This window comes from Pseudidiomarina sp. (assembly GCF_033722695.1).
Taxonomy (GTDB): Bacteria; Pseudomonadota; Gammaproteobacteria; order Enterobacterales; family Alteromonadaceae; genus Pseudidiomarina.
This window is the reverse complement of the sequence record NZ_JAWVYM010000025.1, coordinates 1-22,964: the sequence shown is the minus strand read 5'-3', so window position 1 is coordinate 22,964 and position 22,964 is coordinate 1. Positions and strand designations below refer to the sequence as shown.

Annotated in this window: 20 protein-coding genes; 8 read left to right on the top strand and 12 right to left on the bottom strand. The window is 52.0% G+C overall.

The genetic code is table 11. The annotated features are described in order from the left end of the window. Positions 1-21: 21 nt before the first annotated feature. Together R3196_RS08855 and R3196_RS08850 are read right to left on the bottom strand one after the other, a co-directional pair. Positions 22-573, bottom strand: a complete 552-nt coding sequence (locus R3196_RS08855; RefSeq protein ID WP_318936415.1) for a LytTR family DNA-binding domain-containing protein — start codon at positions 571-573, stop codon at positions 22-24. Between the two features lie 492 nt (positions 574-1,065). Then, positions 1,066-2,118, bottom strand: a complete 1,053-nt coding sequence (locus tag R3196_RS08850) for an acyl-CoA thioester hydrolase/BAAT C-terminal domain-containing protein (protein WP_318936414.1) — start codon at positions 2,116-2,118, stop codon at positions 1,066-1,068. A gap of 264 nt (positions 2,119-2,382) precedes the next feature. Between R3196_RS08850 and R3196_RS08845 the strand changes: the two genes are divergently transcribed. Beyond that, positions 2,383-3,015, top strand: coding sequence for an OmpA family protein (locus tag R3196_RS08845; RefSeq protein ID WP_318936413.1), 633 nt, complete (start codon positions 2,383-2,385; stop codon positions 3,013-3,015). Positions 3,016-3,035: 20 nt separating this feature from the next. Here R3196_RS08845 and R3196_RS08840 read toward each other — a convergent pair whose 3' ends face one another. The 4 genes from R3196_RS08840 to R3196_RS08825 form a co-directional block, all read right to left on the bottom strand. Beyond that, positions 3,036-3,632, bottom strand: a complete 597-nt coding sequence (locus tag R3196_RS08840; protein WP_318936412.1) for a hypothetical protein — start codon at positions 3,630-3,632, stop codon at positions 3,036-3,038. A gap of 1 nt (position 3,633) precedes the next feature. Continuing rightward, positions 3,634-4,263, bottom strand: coding sequence for a patatin-like phospholipase family protein (locus R3196_RS08835; protein ID WP_318936411.1), 630 nt, complete (start codon positions 4,261-4,263; stop codon positions 3,634-3,636). 10 nt (positions 4,264-4,273) lie between these two features. Continuing rightward, a complete protein-coding gene (locus tag R3196_RS08830; RefSeq protein ID WP_318936410.1) occupies positions 4,274-4,513 on the bottom strand; it encodes a hypothetical protein in 240 nt (79 codons plus the stop codon). A gap of 69 nt (positions 4,514-4,582) precedes the next feature. Continuing rightward, on the bottom strand, positions 4,583-5,467 hold the full coding sequence (locus R3196_RS08825) for a LysR family transcriptional regulator (protein ID WP_318936409.1): 885 nt from the start codon (positions 5,465-5,467) through the stop codon (positions 4,583-4,585). Positions 5,468-5,614: 147 nt separating this feature from the next. Here R3196_RS08825 and R3196_RS08820 point away from each other — a divergent pair, with 147 nt between their 5' ends. Genes R3196_RS08820 through R3196_RS08810 form a run of 3 tightly spaced genes read left to right on the top strand, consistent with a single transcriptional unit; the run spans position 5,615 to position 7,013 of the window. Beyond that, positions 5,615-6,094 carry a VOC family protein gene (locus R3196_RS08820; protein ID WP_318936408.1) on the top strand — a complete coding sequence of 160 codons (480 nt, stop codon included), beginning with the start codon at positions 5,615-5,617 and terminating at the stop codon, positions 6,092-6,094. Positions 6,095-6,154: 60 nt separating this feature from the next. Continuing rightward, positions 6,155-6,619, top strand: coding sequence for a phosphoglycerate mutase family protein (locus R3196_RS08815; protein ID WP_318936407.1), 465 nt, complete (start codon positions 6,155-6,157; stop codon positions 6,617-6,619). Continuing rightward, positions 6,603-7,013: a VOC family protein gene (locus tag R3196_RS08810; RefSeq protein ID WP_318936406.1), complete on the top strand. Its 411-nt coding sequence runs from the start codon at positions 6,603-6,605 to the stop codon at positions 7,011-7,013. Before R3196_RS08815 ends, R3196_RS08810 begins: the two co-directional genes overlap by 17 nt. Here R3196_RS08810 and R3196_RS08805 read toward each other — a convergent pair whose 3' ends face one another. From R3196_RS08805 to R3196_RS08785, 5 genes are all read right to left on the bottom strand, one after another. Then, positions 7,014-9,791 (bottom strand): diguanylate cyclase domain-containing protein, encoded by a 2,778-nt coding sequence (locus R3196_RS08805; RefSeq protein ID WP_318936405.1) that lies wholly within the window; start codon positions 9,789-9,791, stop codon positions 7,014-7,016. A gap of 380 nt (positions 9,792-10,171) precedes the next feature. Beyond that, a complete protein-coding gene (locus tag R3196_RS08800) occupies positions 10,172-11,692 on the bottom strand; it encodes a bifunctional diguanylate cyclase/phosphodiesterase (protein WP_318936404.1) in 1,521 nt (506 codons plus the stop codon). A 51-nt stretch (positions 11,693-11,743) separates the two neighbouring features. Next, positions 11,744-12,595: an S-formylglutathione hydrolase gene (gene fghA / locus R3196_RS08795; protein ID WP_318936403.1), complete on the bottom strand. Its 852-nt coding sequence runs from the start codon at positions 12,593-12,595 to the stop codon at positions 11,744-11,746. Beyond that, complete coding sequence (locus R3196_RS08790; RefSeq protein WP_318936402.1) at positions 12,585-13,709, bottom strand: S-(hydroxymethyl)glutathione dehydrogenase/class III alcohol dehydrogenase; 1,125 nt, start codon at positions 13,707-13,709, stop codon at positions 12,585-12,587. Before R3196_RS08790 ends, fghA begins: the two co-directional genes overlap by 11 nt. Before the next feature lie 125 nt (positions 13,710-13,834). Then, positions 13,835-16,624: a pitrilysin family protein gene (locus R3196_RS08785; RefSeq protein ID WP_318936401.1), complete on the bottom strand. Its 2,790-nt coding sequence runs from the start codon at positions 16,622-16,624 to the stop codon at positions 13,835-13,837. A gap of 182 nt (positions 16,625-16,806) precedes the next feature. On the opposite strand from R3196_RS08785, the gene udk reads away from it, so the two are divergent. Then, positions 16,807-17,439, top strand: coding sequence for a uridine kinase (gene udk / locus R3196_RS08780; protein WP_318936400.1), 633 nt, complete (start codon positions 16,807-16,809; stop codon positions 17,437-17,439). Positions 17,440-17,464: 25 nt separating this feature from the next. After that, positions 17,465-18,715: a NupC/NupG family nucleoside CNT transporter gene (locus tag R3196_RS08775; RefSeq protein WP_318936399.1), complete on the top strand. Its 1,251-nt coding sequence runs from the start codon at positions 17,465-17,467 to the stop codon at positions 18,713-18,715. 22 nt (positions 18,716-18,737) lie between these two features. Here the strand turns inward: R3196_RS08775 and tesB are convergent, their stop codons facing one another. Then, complete coding sequence (gene tesB, locus R3196_RS08770) at positions 18,738-19,613, bottom strand: acyl-CoA thioesterase II (protein WP_318936398.1); 876 nt, start codon at positions 19,611-19,613, stop codon at positions 18,738-18,740. Positions 19,614-19,793: 180 nt separating this feature from the next. Here tesB and R3196_RS08765 point away from each other — a divergent pair, with 180 nt between their 5' ends. Then, the gene (locus R3196_RS08765; RefSeq protein WP_318936397.1) at positions 19,794-20,498 is read left to right on the top strand and encodes a 50S ribosomal protein L11 methyltransferase; all 705 of its coding nucleotides are present in this window, start codon (positions 19,794-19,796) and stop codon (positions 20,496-20,498) included. Between the two features lie 137 nt (positions 20,499-20,635). After that, positions 20,636-22,964 (top strand): aconitate hydratase AcnA (acnA, locus tag R3196_RS08760; RefSeq protein WP_318936396.1); only part of this gene is annotated, 2,329 nt, incomplete at its 3' end.

Here is a 22,964-nt window from a genome sequence, read left to right as displayed (position 1 = left end):
GTTTGGGACGAATAGCCTTTCTCAGGGCTGAGTAGGTAAAATCGGGTCGATGTTTTTTTGATACGTTGAACTAATTGGAATTTCATCAGATATCATTTTTAACTTGATAGAACGCTTTCGTTTCGGGCCAACAACTTCTGATACTTGGATTGGGTTAACCAGATACGAGCGATGCACTCTTATTGTCTCGGGAATTTGCTGCTCTGTTTCTTGAAGTGTTATTCGCACGAGTTGTCTGACCACATCGTCGTTAGCGCCTTTCAGGACGAGCTCAACATAATTTTGCTGAGCCTTAACATACATAAGCTCAAACAAATGAAAGCTAATGTCTTCGTCATTACTTTCTCCTTTAATTGTGACAATCCGAGAAAACCGATGTTCATTTTCTGGAACTGTCTTAATTCCCCATCGTTGGCGCAGGACGAAGAGTATCGGAAAAATAATTAAACAGAACGGCAGGGAGAAAAACAACGCAAAGAAAACAAACTCGAGTAATGATTTAAAGCCGTCACTGAATACCCAGCTGTGATAAAAACTCGATAGAACAGTCGATAGGGAAAATAGTATCAACAACGACAGCGCTTCATCTCGTTTTCGCCATCGCTTTTGGTTGTAGGTAAACCATTATAATTCAATAGCATGAACGATAAGATAACTGGTAAAGACAATGAAGCCATAACCGGCTAATTCAAGAACGTCTCCTAACGTGGTAGGTTGCTGCGTATCGAAAGGCTGTAGTAGTACGTGAACGATAAAGACAAAGCAAAATAAAATGAGTGCTATACGAATGGTTATCAACCAGTCATATATGAAGTTCAGCTGAGCATTGTTGTGCTCTAGATTTTTCTGACTTTTCATGGCGTCAAATTGATACTCTGTTTTAATATCGATACAGAATAGCGTTTTATCCTAAACTCGTCACGACCATTATCGTGAACGATTTGCAAGTCACCTATCTTTTGCTCTAACTTATATTAAACAAGGCTTCCGCTACTGGCACCAAGCAGACAGTGAACCTAACGCCTAACTCTCGCATGCTCCAACAATACTGTCGGGCCGTTACTTCTATTTATTAACCTCCGCTTGAGCTGCTGATGGCTGCGCTTGTGCTGCCACCTCAACAGCGGTTATGACGTCTCTTGCGGGGGCAACTACAACCGGGTCCATCCGGCAGACAGGATCCCGCAGTAACTGCTCAATAACAGGCCATGAATTATCCTGCGCCTGCCGATTAGCCGCCTCACTGCCACCAAGTACAATTGTCTGCCCGCCGGAAAGCGAAACCTCAGTCGCCGCAGCAGGATCCCCGGGGCTAATGGCATGACCAGCGCCTTCATACTTAAGGTGCTGAACTAGCCGCGCCTTTCCATGCGCCTGTAGCCGCGCAACAATAGAGTCAGCCATTTCATCGCCTGGCCAGAGCCTGTCATCGGTACCTGAAATCAATAAGATCTGTCCGGCAATATCTTCGACAGCAATCTGCGCCGGCACAGCATCAGGATGGCGGAGATCTTCTGCAAAATAATCACGGCCGACAAAGCGCTCAACGTCATAGTCAGGCGCAGAGTGGCGGGGCACATAAGTAATAGGCGCACCTGCGAAGGTCCAGGCCGGGCTTGAGCTGTCGCCAATGGCGCCCCAAACATGCGAACTTGGGGCAATCGCCACCACCGGCCCGTAGGCACTTTTAACAGATGCCAGCAGCAGGGCAAGTTCAGCACCGCGTGAAGCGCCCAGCACGGGTACCTGGTCACAGGTATTGCGGTGTAAACGAGGATTTCGATCAATGTAGTCGATTGCCGCGTCAAAATACTCAAGCGGAATGCTGTTCAGGCTCTGCGGCAGGCCCGGCTCCCCGAAATAGGCAACAGCCAACGCGGCAAAGCCGGCTTCGGCAAGCTTTTGGGCGGTTGCAACTGAGCCATAGCCACCCTGAGAACCGCCTAAAATCAGCACGGTATTAAGAGGTTCATTCGTTCTGGGCGTCACCAACAGTGCCTGAAACCCATTCTCAGATACGGTTTCTGCTTTAAGATGAGCGGGAAATCCCGGCTCATTGCAGCCCGTCAGCGCGATCAGCGCGCCAAAAATCGCTATCGCCCTTGTCAGCACGCGCATTAGTCAGCTCCGTTATTATCACTTTACAAAGTTATGTAAGGTTACCGTAAAAGGCAGTTGTCTCAAAAACTTAGGGCGTACACTGAAGGTCGAAATTGTAAGTTTTTGTTCCAGAGGTGCTATTGGGCGCAAGATCTGATCCCGGCGCTGACAACGCATGTTTTCTGATCAGCTGCTAACCTTAGTAGATAGATCGCGGTGCAGTAACCTTTGTCCGCGCTCACCGTATTTTGAAGTTTTGAATGAAAGACAAGGAGTTCGCGTATGAAAAAGCTCATGGTAGCAGTAGCAATCTCGTCAGCATTGATCGCTGCGGGTTGCACAAGTCAGGCAAGTAACACACAGAAAGGCGCCACTATTGGCGCAATCGCCGGAGCCCTGATCGGTAAAGGTACGGGCGATCACGATAAGAGCCGCTATGTTTGGGGTGCCGCAGTAGGTGCCTTAGCCGGTGCTGCAATCGGTAACTATATGGACCGTCAGGAACAAGAGTTCCGTGAGGAACTGGCCGGCAGCGGTATTGAAGTGATTCGTGATGGCGACAACATTCGCCTGCAGATGCCAAGCAACATTACGTTCCAGACCGGCAGCTCTGCGGTTAGTCCGAGCTTCGAGCCGATCTTGAGCGATGTGGCCCGGGTGCTGCAGAAGTACGAAAAAACCACCATGATTGTGGAAGGCCATACCGATAGCACAGGTACTGCCGAATATAATCAGCAGTTATCTGAGAACCGTGCTGCGGCTGTTGCCGGTGAACTGATGGAAGAGGGCATTGATCGTCGTCGCCTGACCGTAATCGGTTATGGTGAAAGCCAGCCAATCGCCTCAAACGATACTACCGCCGGTCGTCAGGAAAACCGCCGCGTCGAGTTGCGTATTCTGCCAAATAAAGAATAAAACCTTCAGTGAGGGCTTGGTTACTCCAGGTCCTCAATTAATCGTTTAAAGTCAGGGTTGCTAAGCAGCAGTTCGTTGCCAACCCGGATGAGGGTGTCGGTTTGTTCGACGCTGAGTGACATGGAGGTCGGTATCTGGTTCAGGAACATACGCTTTTCGGGCTGCTCGATGGCGTCGAAGCTGAGTTCGATCAGGTAGGGCTCTACCGGTGCCCAGTACTCCGAAAGTTCGTCGGACCAGCGGTTCATGCTCTGGCGGATCAGGCTGATGGTGGCTGAATTATAGCGATGCAGCTGCGCGTCTGTGGCGGCGTTGACTATGGCCTGCAACGGAGGAACCTCTTTGCTTGATTCAATGGCGTAGCGGGGCTTTGTGGCTGCGTTTACGCTGATGATGACCAGTTTCGATGACGGCTTATTACCAATCCGCTTCATAAAGGCTTCAATGCCGCCCCCGATTTCTACCGTTTCATAGAATGCCATTAATCCCAGGTTATCGGTGATGCCGCCGTCTGCCAGGTGGATAAATTCGCGTTCGTCTTTGTTCTGGTAGGTTTTCAGTCCGTCGACGGTATCCAGCAAGTGCGGAGCCAGAATGGCGCGCTCGATTTTACTCACATCAAGATTCTTGAGATAGGCCTGTGCCGGGTTGGCGCAGCCTTTGTGATTTTTGAGTACCACCGCCAAGGTCGGTCGCGTTCATAATGATTAATGGTGCCCGGGCTTTATGCAGATCAGAGAAGGTCGCGTTGCCAAATAGCCGCTCCTCATAAATGCGCGAGGCAAGATCGGTTCGGCTTTGACTGGAAAACCAGAACAAAGGGCTGGCGATGGCATACAGCCACTCGCTCATATAGTCGGGCTCCAGAAAGTCAGTGCGAAAATTATCGAATAGTTGCTCACCGTACAGGCCATAGTAGGCGGCGGTAAAGCTGCCGCCGGATACCGAGGTGATCATATCAATCTCGTCCAGCAACCGGACTTCTTTGCCATCGAGCATGACGCGGGTGTCGCGCAGTGATTCCATGACGCCGTACGAGAATGCTGCCGCGCGGCTGCCCCCGCCGGAGAATGCCAGAATCAGGGTGATGTCATCGGAGCGCGATAAGTCGGTATTGTAGCCCTGCAGTGAATAGCCGCCGTTTTGATCCGAGCTTACCAGCGATTCATTGTCGATGGCGGCGATGGACGAGCAGCCGGACAGCACCAGTAAACTGGTAGCGATCAGGATAGTGCGCAAATGCGTCATAGTTATCCGGTTATAGCAGGCGAAAAAACATCCCCGTAAGCAGGATCAGGAAGCCGACGATAAACGCCAGCAGCAACCAGAGTAACACGGCTCTGGCCCAGTTCTTTTTGTTGGGATTGGTTTCATCGCTGAAACTCCAGATAAACAACATGATAATGCCTATTACCGGAATCGACAGTATCAGTAAGCTAATGAACCACTCACTGGTGCGAATCACTGGCTGGGGTTTGTCAGTGACATGACCTTCCATAATGACTCCTTCAATAAAGACTCTGCTTCATTGACCCTAGGCAAGGGGGCGAGGGTTGTCAATAAATGGCTACAGCCTGGCGCGCAGAAACTCCATGGTCACTTTCATGGCTGCACTCATATGCAGGCGGCTGCGGTAAACCAGATGAACCGGCGTGGCGGCCGGAACGAAATCAGCCAGTAACTCTGTCAGCTTACCAGCGGCTAGTTCTGCTGCCACCTGATAGCGCGGCAGAAAGGCGATGCCCATATGGGCCAGCAATGCATGTTTCAGCGCCAGGTTATTGTTGGCACAGAACGGGCCGGTTACCGCAACGCTGACAGGCCGGCCCTGCTCATAGAGTTGCCACCGGCTTTCGGCGGCGTGAAACCCGTGCAACAAGCACTGGTGTTGACTGAGGTCGGCCGGTGCTTCGGGCGTGCCCTGCTGTTTAAGATAATCCGGCGTGGCAACCATAGTCAGCGGTAAGTCGTTGAGCCGGCGGGCGATCAGGCTGTTCGGCTCGAGCACGCCACAGCGCAGCGCCAAATCGATATTTTCCTTAACCATATCCACCCGTTTATCGTCCAGCACCAGCTCAGTTTTAAGCTCGGGATAGGTCTTTAACAGTTCTGGCAGCAGGGGGGCGACCTGAATAGAGCCAAAGGTGACCGGCGCGGTAATGCGGACTATCCCTGATGGCTCGTCACGAAGCGAGCCCAGGTGGTGCTCGGCGGCTGCCGCTTGACTCACTATCTGCTCGCAATAATCATAAAAAGCACGGCCCTCCAGCGTTACTGTCATGCGCCGCGTAGTGCGTTGCAGCAGGCGCAGATTCAGATGCTTTTCCAATCGGGCAATTGCTTTACTGACAGCGCCCTTAGATATATCGAGAGCCTCGGCGGCTGCGCTGAAGCTGCCGGCTTCGACCACTTTGGCGTAAATCGCCATGTCACTTAATCGTTCGAGCTTCATGAGAGGTGGCTTTTGCTTGATTATTGTTTGCGTATGGAAACAATGATTGTATTTCGAGGTGATTAATTAAGCAATAAAGAAACAGTAAACTGTGTTCATCAGGTCAGCAATGACCGTTATTTTCACTCTGAGATAAGGATTAGCATCATGAACACAGCAACCAACACTATCAATAGCAATGAGCACTTAACTTTAGTGGTCAGCGATATCGCCCGCAGCCTGGATTACTACCAGGGCAAACTGGGCTTCGAAGTATTATCCCAAAGTAATGAATGCGCGCAGTTGCGGATTGCTGCCGGCCATGTGCTTAATATCTGCCAGCAAAGCGCGGTTACGGCCTCTTCAGGGTTACGTCAGCGCTGTCTCAGGCTGAGTCAGCAGGGCCTGCAGGAGCTCCTGCAGTATCCACAGTTGCTGGTACGGCCGTTTCTCGCGATTCGCTCACATGCTGGCACTAAGCTGCCGCTGCAGTTACAGGATCCTGACGGTAACCGCCTGGGTCTTTGTCTTGATAAGCAGCAAGCGGCAGAAAGCGCGCGGACAAAAATTTCAGGTGGCACGGGATTCCGTCAGGGTTTGGTCAGAGTTTTTAGTGATTTAGCCGCGTTTCACGGTTATCGCCGCTGAAGACTGTGCTAGAGTTTAATCATGAAACATATAGCCATTTTCGCATTGATTATAGGACTAATGATGAACTCTGAACCGGTTAAAGCCAATGAGTTTACCTTGTACTTTGCCCGTCATGCAGAGAAAGAAGCGGCAGCCAGCAACCCGGGGCTGAACGTTCAGGGCCAACTGCGCGCTCAGCAGCTGGCGGACATACTTGAACAGGCTGGCATTCAGGCGGTGCTGAGTACCGATTTCAACCGCACCCGCGAAACGGCGGCGCCGCTGGCGGCACGGCTCAGGCTGGACACTGAAACCTATCCGGCGAAGGATAACGAAGGCCTGGTCCGCCGCCTGCTTGAAGACAAGAAAACGGTTCTGGTAGTCGGCCATAGCAACACCATCCCGGAACTCGTCCGTCTAGCGGGGGGGCAGGCACCGGATCTGACCGAGCGTGACTACGGTGATATTTTTCAGCTGACGTATGTCGGCGACCGGGTTATTACAACTCGTCTGCGGATCCCGGCCTATGAAACCACTAATTAGTTATATCACCCTGGGCGTTGATGATCTGCAGCGTTCACTGGCTTTTTACCGTGATCTGCTTGGTTTTCCGACCGACGGCATAGTGGGTGAGGCATACGATTACGGTGCTGTGGTGTTTTTTAAAATGACTAACGGCCAGGTGCTGGCGCTATGGGAGCGCAAGAGTATCGCGGCAGATTGCGGCGTCACTCAGGGGACACCCGATCCGACCGCCTTCATGCTGGCGCACAATGTGTCCGGCAAAGATGAAGTTGATCAGCTCATGAACGAACTTGCCCGCGCCGGCACCCACATCTGCAAGCCAGCCCGTAAACTGGCCTGGGGTGGCTACGGCGGGGTATTTCAGGACCCTGACCAGCATCTGTGGGAAGTGGTCTATAATCCGAACTCGTGATCAGCTTGGCTGGGCGACTTTAACCTGGTTACGGCCCCCATGTTTGGCGGCATAAAGTGCTTTATCGGCGCGCCGGACGAAGTTAGCGGCGGTCTCATTTTGCTGATAGTAAGCCAGGCCAAAGCTGGCGGTAATGGATAAATCTGGTGCCAGATCAGAAAAGTCTGTTTCTGCGATATTTTTCCGCAACCGCTCACAGATCTGCTCGGCTGATGCCGCCGAATCCCCTGATAACAACAGTGCGAATTCTTCGCCGCCCCAACGGGCCAGCAGGTCGCTGTCTCGTGCCGAGTGGCTGATTTCAACCGCGATACGCTTTAATACCTGATCGCCGGTGGTGTGCAGGTAAAGATCGTTAACCTGTTTGAAGTGATCGAGATCCAGAATAACCAGGGCCATCGGCTGAGGCGCATGTTTTTGCTGTTCAACCGACTGATGCAGGCGCCAGTCAAAGGCGCGGCGGTTCGCCAGCCCGGTCATGCTGTCTTGATTGGCCAGTTTTGACAAGGTGCGGGTTTGTTCTGCAACCAGGGTTTCGAGATGGTTGCGGGTTCGTGATAAAGCGCGCAACCGCCAGCGGACGGCGGCAAATATTCCCGCAACGAGCAGCAGCGCAATGATAAACCAGACCAGCGGCCGCTGATAAAGAGCGGGTGTTTTGGTGAAGCGAAAGGTGGTGCCACTGCTCCAGCCGCTGCCGGGGTAGGCGGCCTGTACCTCAAGTGTGTAGGCGCCGGGCGGAAGGTAGGTATACTCGACATCGAGACGATCATCGCGGTCAATCCAGTCGGTGTCATAACCGATAAGCCGCGCGCGATAACTGATGCCTTCGGGATGCTGATAGCCCATACCTGCGTAATTAAAGCGAATCCGCTTCGCGTCTGGCCCGACAGTTCCAGTTTCAGCAAGCCGGTTACCGTCCACCAGTACATCGCTGATGACTACCGGCGGCGGCACCGGGTACAGAGTGCGCAGGTCCGATGGTTTAAAATGGCCCACGCCTTTTGCTGTCGCCAGCCAGATGCTGCCGTCGCCCGCCTGATAGACAGAAGGGCCGCCGGGATTTAATTGTGCGCCGGCCAGCCCCTGGGATTCAGTGAAATACTGATATTCAATGCTGTTACGGGCCCGCGCAAAAATCGCTTCAACCTCGTTGCGTGGGGCATATATAAGGCCGCTGGGCGAGCCTAGCCAGAGATTCCCCTGCAGATCAAAAGCAATATCAAAAAACGTATCAAAGGGCAGACCGTTCAGGCTGGTTAGGCTACCCCAGCGGTTTCTGGCGTGCTCCCAGGCCAGGATCCCGCGATCGGTAGCGAACCAGACATGGGTGCTGTCTTCCTGGATGCCAAAAATGATCTGGGCATCGCTAAAGCTCTTGGTGTTGACCGGAACGATTTTGTTGGTTTCACGGTCCAGTTGCGAGATGCCAAGCATGCTACCGATCCAGATCTGCTGGTTGCGATCTTCATGCAGAGAATAAATAATGTCGTCTGGCAGGCCGTCGGCCATGGTGTAGTAGTTCGGGTTACTGAGGGTGCCATCAGGGTGGCGATCGGCGACCATCAGCCCCTGCAAGGTTGCGGCATAAATCTTGCCATCTGAAGCGTGAATAATTTTACGGATATCATAACCCGGAAAGCCACTCGTTTCGTCGTAGTGAGCGACCAGCTGTTCATCGCGCAGAACATAAATGCCGTTGGTAAAAGTGCCCACATAGAGCGTGTTATCGGCGGTCATCATCAGGCTCAGAACCGACTGGCGGTGCACAGGCACAGCCGTGGCGTAGCCTCTGCTGGCTTCGCCGTCGATAACACTCAGGCCCCCAAGTCCGCCGACCAGTATTGATTTATCGGGCAATTCGGTTACGGTGCGCACATAACTGAAGCCCAGGCCGTCCGCTTTTGTATGGGTGTGTAACAGGGCTTTACGAAATTGCACCAGGCCACCGTGTGTGCCTACCCAAAGATTGTCTTCACGATCACTGAACAGGCTCAGAATGTGGTTATTGGGCATGCCCTTAGAGGTATCTGTCATCTGCGGCGGTGTTTCAGTTAGCTGAGTAATGCCGTCTTCGTGCGTGCCAATCCAGATTTGCTGATGGTTATCTTCATGCAGCTCAGTAATGGTGCTGGGGTAGGATACCGGCCAGGGTGAGAAATCAAGCGTGCGTACATCGCTGACAAAAACGCGCTTATCGGAACTGAGCAGGATGCGGCCATCCGTGGTTTCGATAATACCGAGAACGTTACCGGCGGGCACACCGGCAACCGGGTCAAAGCGGTTACGCTTTTCGTTGTAAAGCGCTGCGCCCTCGCTGGTACCTAACCAGATGCGGCCCTGTGAATCCTGCATGATGTGCAGCACCGCATTAATCGGCAAGCCGTCGGCGGTAGTATACTGCCGACGATTGCCATCAGCATCTTCGACGGTGACACCCGAGTCCAGCGTTGCGAACCAGCTGCGACCGGCGGTATCAAATAGGGCATAATCAACGCGATTGGCGACCGGTGGTTTGGGTTGCCACTTTCCACCGTCAAAATAACTGATACCTCCGCGGGCACCAGTTACGACCAGATTGTCGGTGCGGGGATCATTGGTGATAAACAGAGTGCCAACATCGGGTAGTCGCGCGTCTTTACCAATCACTTCAAAGAACCGGCCATTAAAACGCACCGGGCCACGCCAGCTGGCTATCCAGATGTAACCTTGTTTATCCTGAGTAATGTGATTCACTGAGCCGTGCGGCAACCCATCCTGGGTGGTCCAGATGCGCATGGCGTGATCGCTTAAGGGTCTCGGAGAATTCGCGTGTGAGTGGGTCGCTACGGATATTCCGATTAAAAAAAGAAAGGTGGTTACTAAGATCTTCAATATAAAGTCACTCGCAAAATCCTGTTGCAGGTCTTTTTATGCCTGTTCATAGGAATACCATTAACCTTGAGTGGCATCAATAGTCAATTCGACTAACAGAAGATTATAATTTACGAGATTTTAATTCGTTATCAATAGCGCATTTGCAATAGAATTCTGATTAGTAAGTAGCCTGTCCATAGCCGCGAAATCTGCAATGAAAACAGAAAAAACTCTGGCTGAGTCCATCGAAATTATCCCGGACGCCGCAATGTACGAGGCAAAGAGCCAGGGTAAAAATCAGATCAAGATTGCTTCGTTGTAGTTTTTGTATGATTTTTCAGGAAGTTCACAAGCTGGTCAATGTTCATGGGCCGCGCATACAGATAGCCTTGTAACTCCTGACAGCCTTCTTTTATCAGGAAGTTAGCCTGACTGGACGTTTCCACACCTTCCGCAATGACTCGCAAATTAAGCGCTTTTGCCATAGCCAGGATAGTGCGGACAATCTGTGCATCGTTCGGATTGCTGGCAATATCCGCAATAAAAGACTGATCGATTTTAAGTTCCTGCATCTGTAACTGGCGCAGGGTACTTAATGACGAATAACCGGTACCGAAATCATCCAGTGATACCTGCACGCCGCGTTGAGTCAGTGAGTTCAGTACTTTGCGAATCGCGGGCATGTTCATGAGCGCGGCGGTTTCGGTCAATTCAAATTGGGCGACCGACCAGTCACCGGGCAATGCTGCCAGATTTTTAGCAAATCGTTCTTCGCTTTTATCTGAATTAAAATCGGCTGCTGACACATTAAAAGAAACACGGTGGATATCGGTGTAAAGCAGATCCGCGTCAATCAGTTCCTTAATCGCAGTCTGCATGACAAAGTCGGTAATGCTGCAAATAAGGCCATGTTGTTCTGCCAACGGAATAAACCGCGCCGGGCCAATCCAGCCATCGGCTTCATGATGCCAGCGTACGAGTACCTCAACACCAGTAATGCGTTGAGTAGAGGCTCCGAACTGCGGTTGATACACCACGCTGAGATGTTGGTTCGTTATTGCAGATTTCAGATCAAGGAGCAGTCGGGCGCGTTCAGTAGCAGTTTCCTGCAGCTTAAGTTTATAGGAGCGAATGCAGCCGGGCCCATGGGCCTTGGCCTCCTCCAGCGCCAGACTGGCTGAGTTAATAAGTTCCTTGCTGTTCTCACCGTCGGCAGGAAACATTGAAATGCCGATACAGGCAGTCATTTGCAGTTCGTCAAGCTCTTCAATGTTTATATGGCGAATTCGCTCCTGCAATTGCTCGGCTTCAGGAATCACGTCTTCGGGCCAGATTGCGCCGGGCAGAACCACAGCAAATTCATCACCCGAAATACGACCGAGAATAACCTGTCGCTTGAACTGTTCCCGCATTTCGTCAGCGACTGATTTTAGGAATTCATCGCCGGCGTGCATACTCAGGTTGCTATTAATTTGCTTGAAGTCATCAATATTGATTAGCATCAGCACCAGCGGCTTATCATTTTTCCTGCATACCAGCAGCTGGCTGTCGAGCTGCTGGCGAAGCATATGCCGGTTAAGCAGGTGGGTAAGTGAGTCATCTTCAGACAGGCGTCGCTCTCGTTTCAGTGCGACATAGATGAGGATGTACAGCATAATCGCTGTTACCAGCACATAGCTCGCACCTTTAAAGGTCTGTAACGTCGTTAGCAGCGCCGAGTTATCAACAAGTTCAAGTAATGCCCGGTCTGACATGAAAATCCAGGCCAGGCCGGCAACCAGATAAATAGTAGTCAGTAGCGCTGCGTTTGCTTTTGGCGACATAGAGGCTTGGTCTTCCCGTAGTAAACACTTGTATAACCCTAGCACTAAAAGCTACTTTTTACCAAAGTACGACAAATACTTAGCGTGGAACCGCAGATGCTCGCCAATGAAGCTGGAGATAAAGTAATAGCTGTGGTCGTAGCCCTCCTGCATTCGTATCTGCGCATCCAAACTTGCATCGCTACAGGCCTGTTTCAGAGCCTCGGTGCCCAGCTGTTCAGCCAGGAAATTATCGGCGGTGCCCTGATCAACCAGCAGTGGCGGAGCTTGCTGACGTTCTTTGATTAACAGGGTGGCGTCATAATCGGCCCAGGCTGCTTTATTATCGCCCAGGTAGCCGCTGAACGCTTTGCTGCCCCACGGGCTGTCGGTTGGGTGGCAGATAGGCGCAAAGGCAGAAACGCTTTGGTACAGGCCCGGATTTCGCAGGGCCATAACCAGCGCGCCGTGGCCACCCATGGAATGACCACTGATGCTGCGTTCACCGTTTAACGGTAGTTCCCGTTCAACCAGTTCGCGCAGTTCAGTGACGATATAGTCGTACATCTGATAGTGCTGCGCCCAGGGCTCTTCGGTGGCATTTAGATAAAAGCCGGCACCTTTGCCGAAGTCATAAGCGCCGTTGGGATCATCGGGCACATCCTCGCCGCGCGGGCTGGTGTCCGGGATGATCAGCGCAATACCCAGCTCTGCCGCCACGCGCTGGGCGCCGGCCTTGGTGCTAAAGTTGTCATCGGTACAGGTCAGCCCGGACAGCCAGTACACCGCCGGTACCCGTTGCTGTTGCGCCTGGGGGGGCAGGAACACGCTGAACTTCATGGTGCAGTTCAGCGTCTGTGACTGATGCTCAAACTGGATCTGCTCACCGGCAAAGGCTTTAACTGAACTGATCTTATTTATCATAGTGAATCACCGAGCGAATCGATTTGCCTTCATGGAGTAAATCAAAGGCGTTATTGATGTCATCAAGCCCCATGGTGTGGGTGATAAAGGTGCTGAGTTTGAATTCGCCGGCCAGATAGCGCTCAACATAGTCAGGCAATTCGGTGCGACCTTTCACTCCGCCAAAAGCGCTGCCGCGCCATACCCGGCCAGTAACCAGCTGGAACGGGCGGGTGGAGATTTCTTCGCCGGCCCCGGCCACGCCGATGATGACAGATTCGCCCCAGCCTTTATGACAACACTCCAGTGCAGAGCGCATGACTTTAACGTTGCCGATGCATTCAAATGAGTAATCAACGCCGCCATCGGTCATCTCAACGATCACATCCTGAATCGGACGCATGTCATCGTTGGGATTGACGCAGTCGGTGGCGCCAAGTTTGCGGGCCATATCGAATTTGGACTCATTAATGTCGATAGCAATGATGCGGCTGGCTTTAGCCATTACCGCACCGATAATCACCGACAGACCGATGCCACCCAGGCCGAATACCGCAACAGTATCGCCTTCCTGAACCTTGGCCGTGTTCTTCACCGCGCCCATGCCGGTGGTCACGCCGCAGCCCAGCAGGCAGACTTCTTCCAGCGGTGCTTCTTTATTGACCTTAGCCAGGGCAATTTCAGGCACTACGGTGTATTCAGAGAAAGTAGAGGTGCCCATGTAGTGATAAATGGGTTTGCCGTTTTTTGAAAAACGCGTGGTGCCGTCGGGCATCAGACCTTTACCCTGGGTGCCGCGGATTGCCTGGCACAGGTTAGTTTTGCCTGATTTACAGAACTTACACTGGCCGCACTCAGGGGTGTATAAAGGAATGACATGGTCGCCGACCTCAACTGAGGTCACGCCTTCGCCGACGGCTTCAACAATGCCGCCGCCCTCGTGTCCCAGAATAGCCGGGAAGATACCTTCAGGATCAGCACCCGATAAGGTATAGGCGTCGGTATGACAGACGCCGGTGGCGACAATACGGACTAATACTTCGCCACGCTGGGGCGGCATCAGGTCAACTTCTTCTACCGAGAGAGGTTCGCCCGGTGCCCAGGCCACAGCGGCTTTGGTTTTGATTGTTTCCATGAGTTAAATCCTGTGTTTTTTAAATTTATTGGATGTGTATAGGATAGCAGGGCAAGTGCATAAAAAAAGCCGCTCCGAAGAGCGGCTTACACATTAAGAATTCAGGGAGAATTCCGAACTTTTTCTTACAGTGGTACACCATCGTTGTCGAGCTTGATGACTTCACCAAGGTTCAGTGAGCGGATATCCGCTTCAATCTTCTCAAGATCGCCAACGATTACCCAGGTCAGGGCATTGGGACGCAGCACCTGGTCAGCAGTGTCGCGAATGGTCTCGAGCTCCAGCGCGTTAATACGCTGACCGTAAGACTCCAGCCACTGCATGTCTTTCTCTTTTTCCAGAGTATCTACGATAGCCCGCAACAGCGCTGCTTTGGTTTCATAAGCACCTGGCAGTTTCGCGGTTTTGTTGGCTTTCACCTTCTCAAGTTCTTCAGCGGTAGCCGGATTTTCATCCAGGTAGCTGTTGAACTCTTTCAGGATCTCCTGAACAGATTCTTTGGTTTTATCGGTCTGTACCGGCGCGGTAGCCATATAGATGCCCTGGGCTTCAGCGTCGAACCAGGTTGAACGGGCACCATATGACCAGCCTTTATCTTCGCGCAGGTTCATGTTGAGGCGACTGGTAAAGCTGCCGCCGATAATGGTGCTCATCACGTCAATGGCTTCGCTGTTTTCAGCCTTACCGGATGGTGCCAGATGACCCGCGATAATGGTCGACTGCGGTGTGCCTGGCTGATCAATCAGGTAAACCCGGCTGGTTTGCTGTGGGCTCACGTCTTTATAGTTTTTCTCTGGCTTGGGGGTGGCCGGAGCCTGCCAGTTGGCCAGATACTTCTCTAATAATGGTTTCAGTTGCGCTTGTGTGGTATCACCAACCACCACCAGGCGGGCGTTGTCCGGGCGCAGCCAGGTTTGGGTATGAGCAACCATGTCTTCGCGGGTCAGTGAATTAATCGATTCATTGGTGCCTGAACCGGTTAACGGCACGCTATAAGCATGGTCATCGCCGAACAGCAGACCCGGCAGTACGCGCAGTGCCTGTGCCCGAGGCTGGGCTTTTTCTTTCTTGATGTTTTCTAACCAATTACTGCGCTTACGCTCGATCTCTTCCTGCGAGAACGCCGGGTTTTGCAGAACATCAGCAAATAGCACCAGGCTCGCATCAAGGTTGCTGGTCAGAGCATCCATCATGATGGAGGAGCTATCCAGGCTGGCGGAGGCATATAGGTTGGTACCTAAGGTCTCCAGTTCACGGCTTAGCGTCAGTGCGTCACGATTGGTAGTCCCTTCGCGCAACATGCTCATGGTGAAGCTGGCTGTACCCACTTTGCCCCCATGGTCAGCAGCATATCCACTATCGAATACCAGGTTCATCTGTACCGTTGGTACATCAGCTCGTTCGGCCAGGTGAACTTCAAGGCCATTAGATAAGGTAAAGCTGTTCAGCTCAGGCAGGTCGAGCTTCGGTAAGTCACCCACGGCGGGTAACGCGGAGCGATCGGCCTGCGCTTCGGTGGTGGTATAAACAGGCTGGGGAACCACATTGAGTACAAAGGCGCCATCGGATAACCAGCGCTTCATGGCGTCCTGAATGTCTGCAGGCGTTGCTTGCTCGAGGGTGTCGAGGGTCTTTTTATAATAACCCGGGTCACCATGGTAAACTTCGCCGGCTGCCAGGATGTCGGACTTACCGCCAAAACCGCCGATGCGCTCAGCGCCGCGTACAAATTCTGCTACGTTTTTGAATTTTACCCGCGCCAGTTCTTCAGCGCTCGGGCCTTCTTTCATCAGTTTGGCCAGTTCTTCGTCGATAATGGCTTCAATTTGCTCCAGCTCAACGCCGGGTTTAGCGTCTGCGATAACGAAGAATTGTCCGGCCAGAGTACGTTCGTACTGGAACGCTGATACCATACTGGCGATCTGCTCGTCATAAACCAGGCGCTGGTACAGACGTGAGTTTTTGCCGCTGGCAAAGATATCGACCAGCAGGTTCAGGTATTCTGAATCGGCAGTACCCATCTCGGCGGTATTCCAGAGCTTGTAAATACGCGCTGCAGGTACCTGGTCTTCCATGGTCGCACGCTTAGTACCGGTGCTTTTAGCAACCCAGCTTTCCATTTTCTTCAGCGGTTTACCGGCATCGATATCACCAAAGTATTTTTCCATCTTAGCTTTGGCTGTTTCAACGTCGATATCGCCCGCTAGCACCACAACTGCGTTGGCTGCGCCGTAGTAGTCATTGAACCACTGATGAACGTCATCCAGCGAAGCGGCCTCCAGATCTTCCATTGAGCCGATAACCGACCAGGAGTAAGGGTGCCCGGCAGGGAAGGTTTGCTCAGCAAGATAGCTGAATACGCGGCCGTAAGGTTGTGCTTCGCCCTGGCGTTTTTCATTCTGTACCACGCCACGTTGCTCATCCAGTTTGTCCTGGGTAACCGCGCCGAGCAAATGGCCCATGCGGTCTGATTCCATCCACAGCGCCATATCGAGGGCCGGGGTCGGCACGTTCTGGAAATAGTTGGTGCGATCGTTGTTGGTGGTGCCGTTCATATCCGTAGCGCCGGCGCGTTCAAACGGACCGAAGTATTCGTCGTCGTAGTTTTCGGTACCGTTGAACATCAGGTGCTCAAACAAATGAGCAAAACCGGTCTGGCCTTCTTTTTCGTCTTTAGAGCCCACGGCGTACCATACGTTTACGGCTACGATCGGGGCTTTCTTGTCCTGATGCACAACAACCCGCAGGCCGTTGTCCAGGGTGAAGCTTTCGTAAGCGATGGTTACTTCAGGCAAATTTTGTTGCTGCACAACTTCAGCGACCGGGTTCTTGTTATTGTTGTCGGCAGAGGGGTTGCAACCGCCTAGTAATACAGTGGCTACAGCTACTGCAGTCAGTGTTTTGGTAAAACGCATGTTCTTGTTCCCAATCAGTAAGTAAAAAATCGTTATTAGATGATAGAGGACTGTCATCACGTTGCAATCACCGCTTAACTATAAAATGTAACAAGATTGGTCAGCGGGCTTCTGCACTTCCAATTAGCCACTTTATCAACGATAATTGCCGGCTCGGGTGGAGCAATAAAAAGACGTGTAGCGTGGAAAAAACGACAATTATCGCCATTGCCGGCGCTTCGGCATCGGGTAAAAGCCTTTTTGCCTCAACGGTTTATCAGGAACTGGTAGCAGAGCTTGGCGGCCGTGGTATCGCTATTCTGGCTGAAGATGCCTATTACCGTGATCAAAGCCATCTGAGTTTTGAGCAGCGGCAACTGACCAATTATGACCATCCGGCGGCGTTTGAACACGAATTGCTGGTTGAGCATCTGGAACAGTTGCGCAACGGCCAGCCCGTTGAAATGCCGCAGTACAGCTACAAAACCCACACGCGTATTGATGCAACCATTAAAGTTCAGCCTGGTCGGGTTATCATGGTTGAGGGAATTTTGTTGCTGAACGACCCTAACTTACGTAAGTTATTCGATATTTCAGTGTTTATGGACACGCCGCTTGATGTTTGTTTGCTGCGGCGGGTATTGCGAGACGTTGAAGAGCGCGGCCGCTCGATACAGTCCGTTGCTGAGCAATATGAAGAAACAGTACGTCCTGCTTTTTTTGAATTTATTCTGCCCTCGAAGCAGTTTGCTGATTTGGTAGTAACCCGCGGTGGCCAGAATGAAATTGCCATTGACCTGATTAAATCTAAGATCCGCCAGCTTCTGGCTGAATAACTATAACAAAAACGGTCCGATTTTTATGAATAGCTTTCTTGGCATTGCCATTATTTTGCTCGTTGCTTATCTATGTTCCACCAGCCGTAAAAGCATTCGCTGGCGTACTGTTGCCGGTGCGTTCGCGATTCAGGTGGGGCTGGGTGCTTTTGTTCTCTATGTGCCGTTCGGCCAGGACGTGCTGTATGCGGTAGCCGCAGGCGTCGCTAAAATCATTTCCTTTACCAGTGCCGGCATCAGCTTCATGTTTGGTGGGTTGGCATCGCCAGAGTTTGGCTTTGTTTTCGCCATTCAGGTGCTGAGCGTTATCGTATTCTTCTCGTCACTGATTTCCGTGCTTTACTATCTGGGCATCATGAAGTGGATCATCAAAATCCTCGGCGGTACCTTACAGAAAGTGATTGGCAGCAGCCGGCCGGAATCCATGTCTGCAGCTGCTAACGTGTTTGTCGGACAGACTGAAGCGCCGATGATGGTGCGTCCGTTTATTGCCAGCATGACCCGGTCAGAACTCTTTGCGGTTATGGTGGGTGGTATGGCTTCGGTATCGGGGTCGGTACTGGCCGGTTATGCCGGAGTGGGGGTTGAACTTAAGTACCTGATCGCGGCGAGCTTCATGGCCGCGCCGGCGGGCCTACTGATGGCCAAAATGATTATTCCGGAAACCGAAAAACCGCGGGAAGACCTGGACACTATTATTGATGGCACCTCGACCCAGAAGGGCGGAGAAGTGCAGGTTGAAGACCGTGCCGTTAACGTCATTGATGCCGCTGCTGCCGGCGCTTCGAGCGGCGTACAACTAGCCATCAATGTGGGTGCCATGCTGATTGCTTTCGTTGCTCTCATTGCGTTAATTAATGGTATTTTCGGCTGGGTCGGCGGCTGGTTTGGTTATCCGGAGCTGTCTTTGCAGGAACTCTTCGGTTATATCTTCCAGCCGGTAGCCTACGTGTTGGGCGTGAACTGGGACGAAGCTCAGCTCGCCGGTAGCTTTATCGGTCAGAAGCTGGTGATCAATGAGTTTGTCGCTTACCTGGATTTTGTGAATTACAAAGACCAGCTCAGTGCCCATAGCCAGGTAATTATTACATTCGTACTTTGTGGTTTTGCTAACTTCTCGTCGATTGCGATTTTGCTGGGTGGTTTAGGTGGTATGGCGCCAAGCCGCCGCCATGATATCGCCCGGCTTGGGCTTAAGGCGCTGCTGGCGGCGACCCTGGCCAACATGATGAGTGCTGCGATTGCCGGCTTTTTCTTTACTTTAGGTGCCGGCTAAGTAGCCAGCACCTGCCTTTCTCTTATTGCTTGCGGGGCGTCTTGTGTTTGCGCATGACGCCTTCCTGAATGGTCGAAGCCACCAGAACGCCATCACGGGTAAAGAACTGGCCACGAACGAGGCCGCGGGCACCACTGGCTACCGGGCTGTCGATAGCATAGAGCAGCCAGTCGTCCATCCGGAACTCTTTATGAAACCACATGGCATGGTCGATGGTCGCCATCTGGATATCCGGCTGCGCGAAGCTGGTGCCATGGGGCTGCAGGGCGGTTGGCAGAAAATTAAAATCTGACGCATAGGCCAGCAGATACTTATGAATTCTGGGGTCATCAGGCATAGGCCCGTTGGCGCGGAACCAGACATACCGTTCAGGTTTATCTACCCTGGGCTTAAACGGATTATTGGCCGTTACAAAGCGCATTTCGATGGGCTTTTCCGAAATGAACTTGTTGCGGATCTTCTCCGGAATGAGCTCAGCATGTTCCCGGTATATATCCAAATCCGAGACCAAACCTTCCGGACCCGGGACCTCAGGCATGGCATCCTGGTGTTCAAAACCGGGCTCGTCGATCTGGAATGAAGCCGTCATATAGAAAATTGGTTTGCCGTTCTGGATAGCCTGTACCCGCCGCGTTGAAAAGCTTTTGCCATCGCGGATGTTTTGCACATCATAGACAATGGGCTTGTGGGCATCGCCGGGGCGTAAAAAGTAACTATGCAATGAATGTACTTTACGATCGCCGGGTAAACTATCTTTGGCTGCCGACAGTGCCTGGCCAATCACCTGGCCACCAAATACGGCGCCGAAGCCTAAATCCTGGCTCTGGCCGCGATAAATGCCGGTTTCAATTGATTCAAGCTTGAGCAAATCCAGTAGATCGTTAAGTACCTTACTCATTCAGTTCATCCCTAATCGTAAAGGTCGCCAGTTAAAGAGGTTTTATTATAGGTTGCTGCCGAGCGGGAACAAAGTGAAGCTCAGCAATATTTACTATAAGCCATAATGATTTGGTCTAATGCGCTGCCCGGCGCGGCGGTAAACTAATGCGACTTTCCGGTGCCAGGAGCATTTTGAGCTATGCCAAGCCAGACATACCAAATTCAGCAGCAGACAATTGAGCTGGCGCTGGATGAACGCGTATTCGCCCCCAGTGCCCACGGCCTTTACTATGCGAATAATATTCGGGTGGCCGCGGGCGAGCAGGTTATTGATATTGGCTGTGGTAGCGGTATATTGGCAGTCTATGCGGCGCGGCAGGGGGCCAGCGTGCTGGCCACTGATATTTCGGCGGCAGCAACTGAACTCACCGCCGCCAATGCGTTGCGTAACGGGGTCGAGGTAGATACAGCCACGGGCGGCTTTTTTGCTGGCAGTGACGCCACCTTTGATGTGATTCTGGCTAATTTACCGCAAGAAATTGTCATGCCTGACTCAGCACGAACACTGGGCGAGCGCATAAGTGAAATTGACGGCGGGTTGCGCGGTAATGACCTGTTGCTGCAGTTACTGGAGCAGGCGCCGGCACATATGCATAAGCAGTCGCGTCTGTATTTGCCGCTGCATACCCTCAGCGATTACCATCATTCATTAAAATCTGCCCTGCAGAATTTCAACGTAACTTTGATTGCCATTGGCGATTTGCCCGCTAAATCATTCGTTACCGACCAGCTCGGCTTTTATCTGGAGCTTGCCGAAGCGGGCGTGATTCGCCTGTTTAAACATAACGAACAGTGGTACACCAACATCTATGTTATTGAACTTACTTTAAAATCAACCGAATAATTGACGTTTTCGTGGTCTTCTCAGGTTGATCTTTAATACGCTTACTCCCATAGTGAATATAAGGACAAAATATGGCTGGAACGCAAATTTGCGACTACCCTTATTGAATTAGCAATTTCATCGAGGAGGAGCGAAATATGTCGAGTAACGACAGCTTTAAGACCTTAAGTACGTTAGAGGTTAACGGCAAAACATATCATTATCACAGCTTGCCAAAAGCTGCTGAAAAACTAAAAAATATTGGCGACATTGACCGGCTGCCAGCATCGATGAAGGTTCTCCTGGAGAACTTACTGCGCAACGAAGACGGCGATACCGTCACTAAAGAAGATATTGAGGCAGTCGCACTCTGGCTTGCCGATCGCAAGTCAGACCGTGAAATTCAGTACCGCCCGGCGCGGGTATTGATGCAGGATTTCACCGGTGTGCCAGCTATCGTAGATCTCGCTGCAATGCGGGATGCCATGCAAACGGCAGGCAAAGATCCAAACCAGATCAACCCCCTATCAGCTGTGGATCTGGTTATTGACCACTCGGTTACAGTAGATAAATCCTCCTCTCCGGAAGCGTTTGAAGAAAACGTACGCATTGAAATGGAGCGTAACTTCGAGCGCTATCAGTTCCTGCGCTGGGGTCAGAAAGCTTTCGAAAACTTCCGCGTAGTACCGCCGGGCACGGGTATCTGTCACCAGGTAAACCTGGAGTATCTGGCTAAGGTTGCCTGGCCTAAAGAGCAGGGCGATAAGACCTGGGTCATGCCAGACACCTGTGTGGGCCTCGATTCGCACACCACTATGGTGAACGGCCTCGGTGTACTGGGCTGGGGTGTTGGCGGTATCGAAGCCGAAGCGGCCATGCTAGGTCAGCCGGTTTCCATGCTGATACCGGAAGTTATCGGCTTCCGCATGACTGGTAAGCTGCATGAAGGCGTCACTGCGACTGATCTGGTGCTGCATGTAACGCAAATGCTGCGTAAGCATGGCGTGGTGGGTAAGTTTGTTGAATTCTATGGCCCGGGGCTGGATCATTTGCCACTGGCTGACCGTGCCACTATCGGTAACATGGCGCCCGAGTATGGCGCGACCTGTGGTTTCTTCCCGGTTGATAAAGAAACCCTGCGTTATCTGGAGCTGACCGGACGTGATCAGGAAACGATTGATCTGGTTGAGGCTTATTACAAGGCCCAGGGTCTCTGGCGAGAAACCGGCAAAGAGCCGGTATTTACTGATTCGCTTGAACTGGATCTGAATAATGTTACGGCATCACTTGCCGGGCCCAAGCGTCCGCAGGATCTGGTTGCCATGCCACAATTAGGCAGTAACTTTGACCTGATGCTGGAAACCAGTGGTCAGAGCGACCAGAAAGATAAAGAAGTGGAGGTCAAAGGCCGCGACTTTAAACTCAACCATGGTGATGTGGTTATTGCCGCCATTACGTCCTGTACCAATACCTCGAACCCGAGCGTGTTGATGGCTGCTGGTTTGGTGGCTCAGAAAGCGATCGAGAAAGGTTTGCAGCGTCAGCCTTGGGTAAAAGCCTCACTGGCGCCGGGCTCACGCGTCGTTACCGACTACCTCAAGAAAGCGGGTTTCACCCCTTATCTGAATGAGCTGGGCTTTAATCTGGTCGGCTACGGCTGTACTACCTGTATCGGTAATTCAGGTCCGTTAGACGAAGAGATCAGCAAAGCCATCACTGATAATGATTTGATTGTGTCATCGGTGCTTTCTGGTAACCGTAACTTTGAAGGGCGTATCCACTCTGATGTGAAAGCCAACTGGCTGGCCTCACCGCCGCTGGTGGTGGCGTACGCTTTAGCCGGTACCACCCGCATTGATTTAACTCAGGATCCACTGGGTAAAGATCAGGACGGCAATCCGGTTTACCTGAAAGACATCTGGCCGAGCAACAAAGAGATCGCTGATGCGGTTAGTCATGTGAATGGTGAGATGTTCCGTAAAGAGTACGCTGAGGTGTTCGAAGGTGATGACGAGTGGAAGTCGATTCCGGTAGCAGAGGGGAATACCTATGCCTGGAGCGATTCTACTTATGTGAAGAAGCCGCCGTATTTCGAAAAGATCGCCGAAAAAGTGCAGGCCATGAAGGACATCAAAGATGCCCGGGTACTGGCCATCTTCGCCGATTCAATTACGACGGATCACATCTCGCCAGCGGGTGCCATCAAGCCATCGTCACCGGCGGGTAAATATCTGCAGGAGCATGGCGTTGAGCCGAAGGACTTTAACTCGTATGGTTCGCGCCGTGGTAACCACGAAGTGATGATGCGCGGTACGTTCGCCAACATTCGTATCAAGAACCAGATGTTGGATGATGTCGAAGGCGGCTATACCTGCCATGTACCAAGCGGCGAACAAATGCCGATTTATGATGCTGCTATGAAGTACCAGAAAGAAGGTACGCCACTGGTGGTGTTTGCCGGTAAGGAATATGGTACCGGTTCCAGCC